We start from the raw sequence: 12,586 nt of genomic DNA, 5'->3' as shown, positions 1-12,586 counted from the left end.
CCAAAGGACAGCCCATGCGCAGCTTTCTGATCCTCGCCGCTCTCAGCGCCCTGCCGCAATGCCAAGGCGATGAAACTATCCGTGCCTATGGCGCGGGCGACAAGACATGGCATCTGGTGGAATTGGACGGCAAGCCCTTCGATGCCCGCGCAACCCTTACCTTCCCAGAGACCGGCAAGATCGCCGGGCAGGCCCCCTGCAACGCCTATAGCGCCGCGATGACGGTGCCCTACCCGTGGTTCGACACGGGCCATATCGCCGTCACCCGCCGCGCCTGCCCCGACCTTGCGGGCGAGACGGCGTTCCTGGACGCGCTGACAGAGGTGACCATCTCGGACGTGCTGGGCGACACGATGATCTTGTCGGACGACAGCGGCGAACGTTTGGTTTTCAAAGCCGTCGACTAAAGGCATCGACAAAGCGCGCCCGGGCTTCCGGCAGGGGTTTGCCGCCCAAGTCCCGCGCCAGATGCACGGTCAGGAAATGCCCCGTCGTCCGCAGTCCCTGCGCCACCTCAGCATCGCTTCCCGCCCCGCCGCGCAGCACAGGCGGCAAAGGCAACAGCCGGTCCGCCCACTCCCCCGCCCCCTTGGCCGAGACTGCGCGCCCAGTCTTGGGGGAGACATAGATCAGCCCCTCGGTCGCCCCCGTCACCGCGCAGGCGTCGAGGTCGAGCGCATAGCCCATTTCCTCCAAAAGGCGCAGTTCCCATTTGAGGTAGGCCAGCGGCCAGACATCGCCCTGCCCCAGCATATCCAACAGCGCCTCGGTGCGGCGGTAAAGCGCCGGATGCGGCTCGCGTTCGGGCAGACAGAAGGCCAGAAGCGCGGTGACCGCGTTCAGCCCCGCCAGCGCCAGACGGTCCTGCATGGCCACGGCGGCGCGGCTGCGCAGCGGCTCGACGGTGAAAGCGCCGATGTGGTCTTCAAGCCGCGCGCGCCATGCCACGTCAAGCTGCGCACCGGGCTGCAGGCTAGGCGCGATCTTGCGGCTGGTGCCGCCGCGGACGATGCCGGCGTGGCGGCCTTGGGCGGGGGTGAAAACCTCAATGATGGCGGAGGTCTCGCCATGTCGCCGCGCGCTCAGCAGGATGCCCTGATCGCGCCATTCCATCAGGCCAACCCCGGCTCGTCTAGAAGGTGCCGCCCGGCGCGGTCCTCGACCTCGATCACCCAGAGGTCCGGATCAAAGCTGCGTTGGCGGGTAACGGTGGCATCGACCTCCCCCTCGGCGCCCGCGGCCAGTTCGACCCACTTACGTTCGCCGCTCATCAGATCGAAGGAACGCTGGAACAGCACCGCGCGGCCATCGAGCGTTGCCAGCTTCACCAGCACCGCGCCGCCGGTGTCATCGCCATGGGCCACAACGAAAGCCGGAATGTCCTGCAGGCGCAACCGCGCGAGATAGGCATCGACCCAAAAGCGCGCAGTCAGGCGGGCCATGGCAGACCTTTGGTATCAGTCATTGCCATCTTTGAAATCCAGGCCCATCTCGGAATAGCGCTCGGCCTCTTCCAGCCAGTTGGCGCGGACTTTTACCTGCAAGAACAGATGCACCTTGCGGCCAAGGAACTCTTCGAGTTCCTCGCGCGCGGCCTTGCCCACGGCCTTGATCGTCTCGCCCTTGTTGCCCAGCACGATGCCCTTGTGGCCGTCACGCACGACATAGACCAACTGGTCAATCCGCGCCGAGCCGTCCTTGCGCTCTTCCCAATTCTCGGTCTCGACGGTGAGCTGGTAGGGCAGTTCCTGATGCAGGCGCAGGGTCAGCTTCTCGCGCGTGATCTCGGCGGCGATGTTGCGCATCGGCAGGTCGGCGATCTGGTCCTCGGGGTAGAGCCACGGGCCCTCCGGCACTTCGCCGGCGAGCCACTCGCGCAGCGTGTCGGTGCCATGGCCGCGCTCGGCGGAGATCATGAAGGTCTCGGCAAACTCAAACCGCTCGTTCATCTTCTCGGCCAACCCCAGCAGCACCGGCGCCTCGACACGGTCGATCTTGTTGATCGCCAGCGCCACGCGGCGGCCCTTGGCGATGTTGCCAAGCTCTTCGAGGATGCGTTCCACGCCCTCGGTCACGCCGCGGTGCGCCTCGATCAGCAGCACGATCACATCGGCATCCGCGGCCCCGCCCCAAGCGGCGGCGACCATGGCGCGGTCCAGACGGCGGCGCGGCTGGAACAGGCCGGGGGTATCGACGAAGACCAATTGCGCATCGCCCTCCATCGCCACGCCGCGGATGCGGGCGCGGGTGGTCTGGACCTTATGTGTCACGATCGAGACCTTGGCCCCGACCATGCGGTTCAGCAGGGTGGATTTGCCCGCGTTGGGCTCTCCGATCAGGGCGACGAATCCGGCACGGGTGGTCATGTGTTGCTCTCCAATTGCCGCAGCAGCGTGCTGGCGGCGGCCTGTTCGGCGGCGCGTTTTGACGGCGCGGTGGCGGCGGCCTCGGCCCCGTTGTCCAACCGCGCGGTAATGGTAAAGACGGGCGCGTGATCCGGGCCGCTGCGCCCGGTCTGCACATAGCGCGGCGGGTTCAGCCCCCGCGCCTGCGCCCATTCCTGCAAAGCGGTCTTGGCGTCGCGCGCGTCTTCCTTGACGGTTTTCAGGCGGTCGCCCCAAAGCCGCAGCACGAAGTTCTTGGCGGCGTCAAAACCGCCATCCAGATAAACCGCCGCGATCACCGCCTCTATGGCGTCGCCCAGAAGCGCCTGTTTGCGCCGCCCGCCCGAGATCATCTCGGACCGACCGAGCTTGAGCACCTTGCCCAGATCAATCTCACGCGCCACATCGGCACAGGTTTCCTTGCGCACCAATGCGTTGAAACGCGGGGCCAACTGCCCCTCGGTGGCACCGGGATCAAGCGCCAGCAGCGCTTCGGCCATGACAAGGCCCAGCACCCGGTCGCCCAGAAACTCCAGCCGCTGGTTGTCGTCGCGGTTGGCCGAGGACATGGAGGCATGGGTCACCGCGCGCACCAGCAACCCCGGCTTGGCAAAGTGATGGCCAATCCGCGTCTCAAAGGCCTTGAGGTCTCCGCTCAGTTTCATCTGACTGCTTCGAAGAAGCGGTCGCCGCGCCATGTCCAGAAGAACAGCATCGAACGCCCGGCAGAGCTGAACATGATGCGATCCGCGCGGCCAATGAGGTTTTCAAAGGGCACGAACCCCACGCCCCCGGCGCGCTGCGCCAAGCGGCTGTCGGCAGAGTTGTCGCGGTTGTCGCCCATGAAGAAGTAATGCCCCTCGGGCACGGTATAGACGCCCGTGTTGTCCGACTGCTGATTGGTGATGTTCAGGGTCGGGTAGGACACGCCATTGGGCAGGGTTTCGATCTGGCGGCTTTTCACGCAGGTCGCCCCTTGGCCCACGGGGCCGTTTTCGCAGCGCGGGCGCAGTTGTTGCGGGCCTTGGGGGGCCATGACCTCTTCAAAAGTGCCCGCATCTTCGACCTCGACCGGGGTGCCGTTCAGGCTGATGACACCGTTTTTGATCTGCACCTTGTCCCCCGGCAGGCCAATCAGGCGCTTGATATAGTCGCGGCCCGAGACAGGATGACGGAAGACGACCACATCGCCGCGCTCAGGCTCGGAGCCGAAAAGACGCTCGTTATCGCCATCGAAGACACCGCAGACATCCTTGGCGTCAATCTCGATCCCGACACCGGGCAGCATCAGGCTGGGGCAAGAGGCGTAGGAATAGCCGTAGGCCATCTTATTCACGAAGAGGAAATCACCGATCAGCAGCGTCTCTTTCATGGAGCCGGAGGGGATCCAGAAGGGCTGGAAGAACAGGGTCCGAAAGACACCGGCGATCAGCAGCGCCCAAAAGATTGTCTTGATGGTTTCGACAAAGGCGTTGCCGGTTTTTTCCTTAGCGGCCATGCGGCGCTCCTGACATATAGGTTTGGGGTTACATGCGGGGCCGTGCGGGCCAAGTCAAGTGACGCGGGGCCGGATCGGCCCGCCCCGCGTGCATATGACGCGAAACGGCGGGGCGCGCCAGCCTATGCAGCCTAATCGGCAAGAGGGCGCGCTTCAATCACCACGAAAGCCTGCGCCCAAGGGTGATCGTCGGTCAGGGTGACATGGATAATCGCCTCATGCCCCGGCGGGGTCATCGCGGCGAGACGGTCCGCAGCCCAGCCCGTGACCTCCATCACAGGCTGACCGCTGCGCAGATTGCTCACCGCCATGTCGCGCCAAGCGATGCCCATGCGCAGCCCGGTGCCAAGCGCCTTTGAACATGCCTCTTTTGCGGCCCAGCGTTTGGCATAGGTGCCCGCCACGTCATGGCGCCGCTCGGCCTTGCGTTGCTCGACCTCGGTGAACACCCGGTTGCGAAACCGGTCGCCGAAACGGTCGAGCGTGCCTTGGATACGCTCGATATTTGCCAGATCAGTGCCGATGCCGAGGATCATTGAGTGCCATTCTTGCCGCGTGACGGGGCCGGTGGCCCTTTGCCCTCAATAGATCACGCGGCGAAAGCGAGGAAAAGCGGCAATCCGACCCGAAAACGCCGCCCCGCGGGAACGGGACGGCGTTGAATTTACCACAGGGCGCGGCGCTTAGGCTGCGACGTGGCGGGCCTTCTCGGCTTTCGCCTCGTCGATGGCGCGCTGAACGGCGGCGCGTTGTTCGGTCAGGAATTCATAGCCGGGGTGGCCAGCAGTGGCTTTGATCGCATCGTCGTAGTTTTCGACCAATGCGGATTCGCCGTTGATGATCGCGTCATAGACAGCTTCGTTGTCGCCGGTCACCGCGTCGCGCAGCTTCAGCCAACCGCGGTGAGCCGATGCGGCGGCAGAGCCTTCTTCGGATACATCCACGCCGTCGACGCCAAGCTGGCGGTGCAGTTCTGTGTGGAACTTCTCACGTTCCGCGATGCGCTGGTCGAAGAAGCCGACAAATGCCGCTTCATCCGAGACCTGCTTGCGGGATTCACGATAGCCGTCGCGGCTGTCGATCAGGCGGGTGTGCAGTTTCTTCAGCGTGTCGATATGGTCGCTCATTGGTGCCTCCTTAGGTTTGTTAACCAGTCTGGCGGCCCAACGCGGCCAAGGCCGCTTTAGGTCCGGAGGGAGGCACGCTTTGAGAGATTTTCCGCCACCGGCGGGCGGCAGGTTCAGCCCTCGCGGGCCTCATCCATCAGGCGGCGCATCTCGGCAATCGCGGGTTCCAACCCGAGGAAGATCGCCTCTCCAATCAGGAAGTGCCCGATGTTAAGTTCCCGCACCTCGGGGAAAGCGGCGATCGGGGTGACGGTGTCATAGGTCAGCCCGTGGCCCGCGTGCACCTCAAGCCCGAGAGTGTCGGCGAAACGCGACATCTCGCGCAGCTTGTTGAGTTCGACATCCGCCTCATCCCAACGGCCCTCGGCGAAGGCATCGCAATAGGCACCGGTGTGCAATTCGATCACCTCTGCGCCGATGCGGTTGGCCGCTTCGATCTGCGCGCGTTCTGCCGCGATGAAGATCGACACCCGGCTGCCTGCCTCGCGCAGGGGCGCGATGAAATGGGCCAATTTGTTCTCTTCCCGGGCGACTTCCAGCCCGCCTTCGGTGGTCCGCTCTTCGCGCTTTTCGGGCACGATGCAGACCGCGTGGGGCTTGTGGCGCAGGGCGATCTTTTGCATCTCATCCGTCGCGGCCATCTCGAAGTTGAGCGGGACCGACAGCACCTCCATCAAGCCTTCGATATCGGCGTCCGAGATATGCCGCCGGTCTTCGCGCAGATGCGCGGTGATGCCATCGGCCCCGGCCTTTTCCGCGATCTTGGCCGCGCGCAGCGGGTCGGGATAGACGCCGCCCCGTGCGTTGCGCACCGTCGCCACATGGTCAATGTTCACGCCCAATCTCAGCTTTGGTTGATCCGCCATCTCGATTCCCCTTGCATCACTTGCCCCGACCATAGGTCGGAACTTTCGCCAACCCCATAGGGAGAAGCGGTTTTTCCCGAAAATTGATGGCGCGAAAAGATCAGTCCGCGTGGCGCTTGGCGTCGGCCTTTTGCGCCGCCTTATGTTTGAGCGCCTCGAACTTGGCTTTGATCATGCCGCGCCGCCGCTTTTGATAGGCGCGCAGCACCGGGACCGAGATGTAATAGGCGATAGAGGCGCAGATCATCCCAGGCAGGATGCCCCCGATCAGATAGGGGTAGAAGACCTGATGGAAGAACACCGTCAGCCCGGTCCAATCCATCTGGGTATCGGTAAAGATCGCGACGAAATTCTCTTTCAGATCGCGCCCGGCATCGAGAAACTTCCCCCCGAAAGAGCGGTGCGCCGTCGGCGCCACGGGCGCGCCGAGGATCCAATGCCCGGTTTGCAGGGCCGCGATGCCGATGGGCACATAAGTCAGCGGATTGCCAAAGAAGGTCGCCATCAGCGCAGCAAGGATATTGGCCCGCATCACCCGCCCGATCAGCGCGGCCACGATGAAATGCAGACCATAGAAGGGCGTAAAGGTGGTAAAGACCCCGGCCCAAATGCCGCGCGCGATGCGCTCGGGGCTGTCGGGCAGCCGCCGCATCCGGTGTTTGACATAGTGAAACGCGCGCGTCCAACCACCGCGCGGCCACAGAAACTCGGCCAGCGCGCGCAGGGTCGGTTTCGGATCGCGGCGTTTGAAAATCAAGTCTCAGGTCCAGTATCGGCGTTTCGTCTGCGCAGGGTCAGGTGGTCTTTTCGACGGTCTTTCCCATGCTCATATTGCGGTGCCTGCTGACATCGGCGACCTCACTCTCGGCTTCGAGCGTGGACATCAGCGAATGCAGGTGACTCACGTCTCGGAGATCCACATAGACCACCAGCCGGTAAAAGTCAGGCTTGCGCTCCACAAACTCCAGATCCGAAATATTGGCCGAGGCTTCGCCGATCAAGGTGCAGACCCGCCCCAGAACGCCCGCGCCATTGCCGATGGTGATGTCCAGCGCGCAGGTATAGACCGCCGGATGGCTGCCGTCATGCCAACGCAGATCGAGCCAGCGTTCGGGTTGGTCTTCGTATTCCGAGAGGCGGTCACAGTCGATCGCATGGACAGTCACGCCCTTGCCCCGGAAGGTGATGCCGACGATTCGCTCACCGGGCAGCGGGGTACAGCAGGGCGCGCGGTCAAAGCTCTGTCCCGGCTCTAGCCCCACGACCGCGCGGCGCACGTCGATCTGTTCGCCCTTTTGCGGGGCAAGGTCGGGATAGACGCATTCCACCACTTCGCGGCCCGTGAGCTCCGAACTGCCAAGCCGGGCGAGCACCTCATCGGGGCCATTCAACCGCATGTTCTTGGCCACGGTATGCAGCACCTTGTCGGTGGCCTTCTTACCAACCTGCGCAAAGGCCGAGCGGGCCAATTCACGGCCCAGTTTGATAAAGCGTTCGCGGTCAACCTCACGCAGGGAGCGCCGGATCGCCGACTTGGCTTTACCCGTGGTGGCAATGTCGAGCCATGTCACCTGCGGCGTCTGGCCCTGCGCGGTGGTGATCTCAATCGACTGGCCGTTCTTGATCCGGGTCCACAGCGGCACCCGCATCCCGTCGACCTTGGCCCCCACACAGGCGTTGCCGATGCGGGTATGGATCGCATAGGCGAAATCAATCGGCGTAGCCCCGCGCGGCAGTTTCACCACATCGCCTTTGGGTGTGAAGCAGAAGACCTGATCGGCGTACATCTCAAGCTTCACCGCTTCGAGGAAATCCTCGTGATCGGTCTCGGCGTCGAACTGTTCGGTCAGCTGGCTGATCCACTTGGCGGGATCGACGGCAAAGGGGTTCCGGCTGCGCACACCGTCGCGGTAGGACCAATGGGCGGCGACGCCGGTCTCGGCCACGTCATGCATCTGGCGGGTACGGATCTGCACCTCCACCCGCTTGCCGTCACGGCCCGAGACGGTTGTGTGGATCGACCGGTAACCGTTGGTCTTGGGCTGGCTGATGTAATCCTTGAACCGCCCCGGCACCGCGCGCCAGCGCCGGTGGATCGCGCCGAGCGTGCGATAGCAATCCTCCTCGGACGCGGTGATCACGCGGAAGCCGTAGATGTCGGACAGGCGGGAGAAGCTTTGCTCCTTCTCCTCCATCTTGCGCCAGATCGAATAGGGTTTCTTAGCCCGGCCAAAGACTTCGGCTTCGATATCTGCCTTTTCCAACTCCACCCGCATATCGCCGGTGATGCGCTGGATCACATCGCCGGTGTCACGCAGGGTGATAAAGCGGCGAATGATCGAGGCGCGCGCCTCGGGGTTGAGCACCCGAAAGGCGAGGTCTTCAAGCTCTTCGCGCATCCACTGCATGCCCATGCGGCCCGCCAGCGGCGCGTAGATGTCCATCGTCTCACGGGCCTTTTTGATCTGCTTGTCCGGGCGCATGGATTTGATCGTGCGCATGTTGTGCAGACGGTCGGCGAGCTTGACGAGGATGACGCGCAAGTCCTTGGACATCGCCATGAAAAGCTTGCGGAAATTCTCGGCCTGTTTGGTCTCGGTCGAGTTTAGCTGAAGGTTGGTCAGCTTGGTAACACCATCGACCAATTCCGCCACCTCGCCGCCAAAGAGGCTTTGCACCTCGGCATAAGACGCTTTGGTGTCTTCGATCGTGTCGTGCAGAAGGGCGGTGATGATCGTCGCATCGTCAAGCTGCTGTTCCGTGAGGATCGCAGCGACAGCGACGGGATGGGTGAAATAGGGCTCACCGGAATGGCGAAACTGCCCCTCATGCATCCGCGCCCCATAGTCGAAAGCGGCGCGGATCAGGGGTTCGTTGGTACGCGGATTGTAGCCTTGAACGAGAGCGATCAGGTCGTCGGCAGTGATGTCGGCGCTGTTCATGCCATCTGCCTCATAGCCCCGGCCGGGGCGCGGGGGTTAGCCCTGCCCCTGTGCGGCCATCAACTGGCGCAGCAACATTTCTTCGGACATGCTGTCTTCTTCGGGCTTGTCCTCTTCGGCACCCATCAAAAGCGCCATGGCGTCTTCTTCGGGCTCGTCGACTTCGATCTGGCTCTGGTTGCTTTCGATCAGACGCTCGCGCAGATCATCGGCCGACTGTGTCTCTTCGGCGATTTCACGCAAGGACACGACGGGGTTCTTGTCGTTGTCACGGTCAACGGTCAACTGCGATCCGGCAGAGATCTCGCGGGCACGATGTGCGGCCAGCATGACGAGTTCGAAACGGTTCGGAACCTTATCAACACAATCTTCGACGGTGACGCGGGCCATGAAGCCTCCAATATCTCATTTGCTGCCAGAAGTGCCGTATTTAAGCCGCCTCGGGCAGATTTACAAGCCGTTATTGCAGCCGCCGCACCTCGGCACGATCCCGCTCAGGCAGCGCTTCGAGCAGGGCGCGCACCGGCTTTCCGATCAGCGGATGCACCCAATCTGGGGCCACATCGGCCAGCGGCACCAAGACGAAGGCGCGGTCCTGTAGCCGGGGATGCGGCAGGATCAATTGATCCGGCGTGCGGCCGATCTGTGCCTCCAAAGGCAACTCGCGCCATATATTGTGGGTCTGGCGGTCTGGTAATACGATATCATCACAGGCCAAAAGATCCAAATCCAAGGTCCGCTGCCCCCAGCGTTGCACCCGCTCACGGCCCATCTGCGCCTCGATCCGATGCAAGACGCCAAGCGCGGTCTGCGGATCCCACGGTGCTTCAAGCCAGGCGGCGGCATTCACATAGTTTGGCCCCGCCCCTGCGGGAAAGGCCGGAGTGTGATAGAATGCACTTGTGGCGCGAATCACCGCGCCGGACGTCTGCAATAGCTTTAAAGCCGATTTTAGCGTTTCCTGAGGTTTACCCACAGAAGATGCAAGGTTACCGCCGAGCGCAACCAGAAGACTATACTTTCGTATAGGGCCTCTACTGCTTAATTCCATACCCTCGGGGTCTTGCGACATCGTTAAAAAGCCTTAGTTATGCACCCTGATGTGGGGGCATCGCCAGAGGTCACGGATTTATTAATCCGCGGCGATTACAGTTCAAACCGGGAATACGGCGAAGCCTGCCGAAAGGATAGTTTAATGTTCTACAAAGATGAGCGGTTGGCGCTTTTTATAGATGGCTCCAACCTCTACGCCGCGGCAAAGACGCTGGGCTTCGACATCGACTACAAGCTGCTGCGGCAAGAGTTCATGCGCCGCGGCAAGCTGTTGCGCGCCTTCTACTATACCGCGCTTTTGGAAAACGATGAATATTCGCCGATCCGCCCGCTTGTCGACTGGTTGAACTACAACGGCTTTTCCATGGTCACCAAACCGGCCAAGGAATACACCGACAGCATGGGCCGCCGCAAAGTCAAAGGCGACATGGACATCGAGCTGGCCGTCGATGCGATGGAACTGGCCCCGCGTGTCGATCATATCGTGATCTTCTCTGGCGATGGTGATTTCCGCCCGCTGGTGGAAAGCCTGCAACGCCAAGGCGTGCGCGTCTCCGTCGTTTCCACGATCCGCAGCCAGCCGCCGATGATCTCGGATGATCTGCGGCGCCAAGCCGACAACTTTATCGAGCTTGACGACCTGCGTGACGTCATTGGCCGCCCGCCGCGCGATCTCGCACCGCAGGACTGAACGAAGTAGACCCATTTCGCGCAGAACCATGCCGCCCCGTGCGGCTGCGGTCTTATTGTGCGCAGTGTCTGGGTGATGGGCGAACGAATACCAGGCCAGCGACTGTGGCGTCACTGGCCTGTGAAATTTCTAAAATACCCCAGGGAAGATACAATACAGCACATGAACCCATGCGTTCCCCTTGATCCCACACTACCTGCTCCCGTAGAAGTAGACGACCCCCCGAAAAAGGGGGGTAAAAGTGAGGGAAGATGCTGTTCGATGCCGCTGTACGTTTGGAAAAGCTGCAAGATGTTAGCGCGCTTTGGGATGGGATCGTAAAGACATTTCGAAAGACCGGCTTTACCCATGCCATCCACATCAGCGTGGGTGCGGATTTCAAAGACGCACAGTTTCTGTCGACCATCCCCGACCTTTACGATGACCTCCCGCCCGAGGATGACCCATTCCTGCACCACTCGTGCAACAGTTATGATGTGCTGACGATCGGCCAAGCCTTCGTACACCTCTACCCCGATGTCACCCCGTCCGAGCATTCGCTGATCGCCCGCGCGGGGCGCGAAGGTCTGCATGCTGCCTTTGCCGTGCCGATGCGGCTGAAGGGCTCCGAACGCTTTGGCGGCTTCATCGTCGGCAACGGGATGGAGGCCGAAGAGTTCGAGCGCGCCTTCAGCGACATTGCCGAGGATCTGCGCCTCTTCTGCCTGCTGATGCACCGCCGGATCGAAGACCTGACCGGCACCGCGCCCCTGCCCCTGCCCGAGAATCCTTCGGCTTTCGACAAACTCAGCCCGCGCGAAGCCGAAGTGGTGAACCTGCTGGCCCATGGCTACACCCGGCAGCAGACCGCGCACCGCTGCAACCTCTCTATCCACACCGTGTCGGACTATGCGAAATCCGGCTACCGCAAGCTCGGCATCCGCAACCGGGCGCAGGCCGCCGCGCTGGTGCACGCCACGGCGGGCGAGCCTGCGCCCAAGTCGGACTGACGGGCTGGACGAAGCGGGCCCAAGCCCTTACCTCTGCGCCAACCGTCCGGAGATTTCGCCATGACCAAACCGCCTCTTACCCTCTACCTCGCCGCGCCGCGCGGATTCTGTGCGGGCGTGGACCGGGCGATCAAGATCGTCGAAATGGCGATCGAGAAATGGGGCGCGCCGGTCTATGTGCGCCATGAGATCGTGCACAATAAATTCGTCGTCGATGGGCTGCGCGACAAGGGCGCGGTCTTTGTCGAGGAACTGAGCGAATGCCCCGACGACCGCCCGGTGATCTTTTCCGCCCATGGCGTGCCGAAATCCGTGCCCTCGGCGGCGCAGGCGCGCAACATGATCTATGTCGACGCGACCTGCCCGCTGGTCTCCAAAGTGCATATCGAGGCGCAGCGGCACGCGGATGCCGGCCTTCAGATCATCATGATCGGCCACGCGGGCCACCCCGAGACGATCGGCACCATGGGCCAACTGCCCGAGGGCGATGTGCTGCTCGTCGAAACGCCCGACGATGTGGCCGAGGTCACCGTGCGCGATGAACAGCGTTTGGCCTATGTCACTCAGACCACGCTCAGCGTTGACGACACCGCCGATATCGTGGCCGCCCTACAGGCGCGGTTCCCCGCCATCATCGGCCCGCATAAAGAAGACATCTGCTATGCCACGACCAACCGTCAGGAAGCGGTCAAAGCCATGGCGCCGAAATGCGACGCGATGCTGGTGGTGGGCGCGCCCAATTCCTCGAACTCAAAACGGCTGGTCGAAGTCGGCGCCCGCGCAGGCTGCGCCTATGCGCAACTGGTGCAGCGCGCCGATGACATCGACTGGCGCGCGCTAGAGGGCATCGGCAGCATCGGCATCACGGCCGGCGCATCGGCCCCCGAAGTGCTCATCAATGAGGTGATCGACGCTTTCAAAGCGCGCTATGATGTGACCACCGATCTGGTCGAGACCGCGCAGGAGAACGTGGAATTCAAGGTGCCGCGCGTTCTGCGCCAACCCGCCTGATTGACCGCCGCGCGCCAGCCGCCTA

16 protein-coding genes are annotated in these 12,586 nt (G+C 62.6%); 4 read left to right on the top strand and 12 right to left on the bottom strand.

What is annotated here, in order from left to right; genetic code table 11:
• Window positions 1-14 precede the first annotated feature (14 nt).
• A complete protein-coding gene (locus tag ACGYK4_RS12120; protein ID WP_394456731.1) occupies window positions 15-407 on the top strand; it encodes an META domain-containing protein in 393 nt (130 codons plus the stop codon).
• Here the strand turns inward: ACGYK4_RS12120 and recO are convergent.
• The 12 genes from recO to folK form a co-directional block, all read right to left on the bottom strand.
• Window positions 391-1,113, bottom strand: a complete 723-nt coding sequence (gene recO / locus ACGYK4_RS12115; protein ID WP_271692484.1) for a DNA repair protein RecO — start codon at window positions 1,111-1,113, stop codon at window positions 391-393. The two genes, ACGYK4_RS12120 and recO, sit on opposite strands and share 17 nt — an antisense overlap.
• Window positions 1,113-1,442 carry a DUF1491 family protein gene (locus ACGYK4_RS12110; protein ID WP_394456729.1) on the bottom strand — a complete coding sequence of 110 codons (330 nt, stop codon included), beginning with the start codon at window positions 1,440-1,442 and terminating at the stop codon, window positions 1,113-1,115. Before ACGYK4_RS12110 ends, recO begins: the two co-directional genes overlap by 1 nt.
• A gap of 15 nt (window positions 1,443-1,457) precedes the next feature.
• Entirely contained in the window at window positions 1,458-2,366 is a 909-nt protein-coding gene (gene era, locus ACGYK4_RS12105; RefSeq protein ID WP_067264580.1) for a GTPase Era, read from the bottom strand.
• Complete coding sequence (gene rnc, locus ACGYK4_RS12100; protein ID WP_394456727.1) at window positions 2,363-3,049, bottom strand: ribonuclease III; 687 nt, start codon at window positions 3,047-3,049, stop codon at window positions 2,363-2,365. Before rnc ends, era begins: the two co-directional genes overlap by 4 nt.
• Window positions 3,046-3,882, bottom strand: coding sequence for a signal peptidase I (gene lepB, locus ACGYK4_RS12095; protein WP_209216614.1), 837 nt, complete (start codon window positions 3,880-3,882; stop codon window positions 3,046-3,048). Before lepB ends, rnc begins: the two co-directional genes overlap by 4 nt.
• 131 nt (window positions 3,883-4,013) lie before the next feature.
• Entirely contained in the window at window positions 4,014-4,418 is a 405-nt protein-coding gene (gene acpS / locus ACGYK4_RS12090; protein WP_067264589.1) for a holo-ACP synthase, read from the bottom strand.
• A 147-nt stretch (window positions 4,419-4,565) separates the two neighbouring features.
• Complete coding sequence (locus ACGYK4_RS12085; protein WP_394456725.1) at window positions 4,566-5,009, bottom strand: PA2169 family four-helix-bundle protein; 444 nt, start codon at window positions 5,007-5,009, stop codon at window positions 4,566-4,568.
• Between the two features lie 113 nt (window positions 5,010-5,122).
• The gene (locus ACGYK4_RS12080) at window positions 5,123-5,875 is read right to left on the bottom strand and encodes a pyridoxine 5'-phosphate synthase (protein WP_394456724.1); all 753 of its coding nucleotides are present in this window, start codon (window positions 5,873-5,875) and stop codon (window positions 5,123-5,125) included.
• Between the two features lie 100 nt (window positions 5,876-5,975).
• Window positions 5,976-6,632: a DUF2062 domain-containing protein gene (locus ACGYK4_RS12075; protein WP_067264597.1), complete on the bottom strand. Its 657-nt coding sequence runs from the start codon at window positions 6,630-6,632 to the stop codon at window positions 5,976-5,978.
• Between the two features lie 37 nt (window positions 6,633-6,669).
• Window positions 6,670-8,817 carry a RelA/SpoT family protein gene (locus tag ACGYK4_RS12070; protein ID WP_394456722.1) on the bottom strand — a complete coding sequence of 716 codons (2,148 nt, stop codon included), beginning with the start codon at window positions 8,815-8,817 and terminating at the stop codon, window positions 6,670-6,672.
• Window positions 8,818-8,853: 36 nt separating this feature from the next.
• Window positions 8,854-9,207: a DNA-directed RNA polymerase subunit omega gene (gene rpoZ, locus ACGYK4_RS12065; RefSeq protein WP_067264606.1), complete on the bottom strand. Its 354-nt coding sequence runs from the start codon at window positions 9,205-9,207 to the stop codon at window positions 8,854-8,856.
• A 70-nt stretch (window positions 9,208-9,277) separates the two neighbouring features.
• Complete coding sequence (gene folK, locus ACGYK4_RS12060; RefSeq protein WP_394456830.1) at window positions 9,278-9,868, bottom strand: 2-amino-4-hydroxy-6-hydroxymethyldihydropteridine diphosphokinase; 591 nt, start codon at window positions 9,866-9,868, stop codon at window positions 9,278-9,280.
• Window positions 9,869-10,012: 144 nt separating this feature from the next.
• Here folK and ACGYK4_RS12055 point away from each other — a divergent pair, with 144 nt between their 5' ends.
• The 3 genes from ACGYK4_RS12055 (at window position 10,013) to ispH (ending at window position 12,561) form a co-directional block, all read left to right on the top strand.
• Window positions 10,013-10,561 (top strand): NYN domain-containing protein, encoded by a 549-nt coding sequence (locus ACGYK4_RS12055; RefSeq protein ID WP_271692489.1) that lies wholly within the window; start codon window positions 10,013-10,015, stop codon window positions 10,559-10,561.
• A gap of 251 nt (window positions 10,562-10,812) precedes the next feature.
• A complete protein-coding gene (locus ACGYK4_RS12050) occupies window positions 10,813-11,550 on the top strand; it encodes a LuxR family transcriptional regulator (protein WP_209216623.1) in 738 nt (245 codons plus the stop codon).
• A gap of 60 nt (window positions 11,551-11,610) precedes the next feature.
• Window positions 11,611-12,561 carry a 4-hydroxy-3-methylbut-2-enyl diphosphate reductase gene (gene ispH / locus ACGYK4_RS12045; RefSeq protein WP_394456720.1) on the top strand — a complete coding sequence of 317 codons (951 nt, stop codon included), beginning with the start codon at window positions 11,611-11,613 and terminating at the stop codon, window positions 12,559-12,561.
• Window positions 12,562-12,586: the final 25 nt, after the last annotated feature.

Source organism: Sulfitobacter sp. 1A13368 (assembly GCF_043557275.1).
In the GTDB taxonomy this organism is placed as follows: Bacteria; Pseudomonadota; Alphaproteobacteria; order Rhodobacterales; family Rhodobacteraceae; genus Sulfitobacter; species Sulfitobacter faviae.
This window is presented reverse-complemented; position numbering and strand designations above follow the sequence as displayed.

Excerpts from the sequence above, each read along its gene's own strand:
- ispH (WP_394456720.1), top strand. The coding sequence starts at position 11,611 with ATGACCAAACCGCCTCTTACCCTCTACCTCGCCGCGCCGCGCGGATTC.
- recO (WP_271692484.1), bottom strand. The coding sequence starts at position 1,113 with ATGGAATGGCGCGATCAGGGCATCCTGCTGAGCGCGCGGCGACATGGC.
- ACGYK4_RS12085 (WP_394456725.1), bottom strand. The coding sequence starts at position 5,009 with ATGAGCGACCATATCGACACGCTGAAGAAACTGCACACCCGCCTGATC.
- ACGYK4_RS12080 (WP_394456724.1), bottom strand. The coding sequence starts at position 5,875 with ATGGCGGATCAACCAAAGCTGAGATTGGGCGTGAACATTGACCATGTG.
- ACGYK4_RS12120 (WP_394456731.1), top strand. The coding sequence starts at position 15 with ATGCGCAGCTTTCTGATCCTCGCCGCTCTCAGCGCCCTGCCGCAATGC.
- acpS (WP_067264589.1), bottom strand. The coding sequence starts at position 4,418 with ATGATCCTCGGCATCGGCACTGATCTGGCAAATATCGAGCGTATCCAA.
- rpoZ (WP_067264606.1), bottom strand. The coding sequence starts at position 9,207 with ATGGCCCGCGTCACCGTCGAAGATTGTGTTGATAAGGTTCCGAACCGT.
- ACGYK4_RS12110 (WP_394456729.1), bottom strand. The coding sequence starts at position 1,442 with ATGGCCCGCCTGACTGCGCGCTTTTGGGTCGATGCCTATCTCGCGCGG.
- rnc (WP_394456727.1), bottom strand. The coding sequence starts at position 3,049 with ATGAAACTGAGCGGAGACCTCAAGGCCTTTGAGACGCGGATTGGCCAT.
- ACGYK4_RS12050 (WP_209216623.1), top strand. The coding sequence starts at position 10,813 with ATGCTGTTCGATGCCGCTGTACGTTTGGAAAAGCTGCAAGATGTTAGC.
- lepB (WP_209216614.1), bottom strand. The coding sequence starts at position 3,882 with ATGGCCGCTAAGGAAAAAACCGGCAACGCCTTTGTCGAAACCATCAAG.
- folK (WP_394456830.1), bottom strand. The coding sequence starts at position 9,868 with ATGGAATTAAGCAGTAGAGGCCCTATACGAAAGTATAGTCTTCTGGTT.
- ACGYK4_RS12055 (WP_271692489.1), top strand. The coding sequence starts at position 10,013 with ATGTTCTACAAAGATGAGCGGTTGGCGCTTTTTATAGATGGCTCCAAC.
- ACGYK4_RS12070 (WP_394456722.1), bottom strand. The coding sequence starts at position 8,817 with ATGAACAGCGCCGACATCACTGCCGACGACCTGATCGCTCTCGTTCAA.
- era (WP_067264580.1), bottom strand. The coding sequence starts at position 2,366 with ATGACCACCCGTGCCGGATTCGTCGCCCTGATCGGAGAGCCCAACGCG.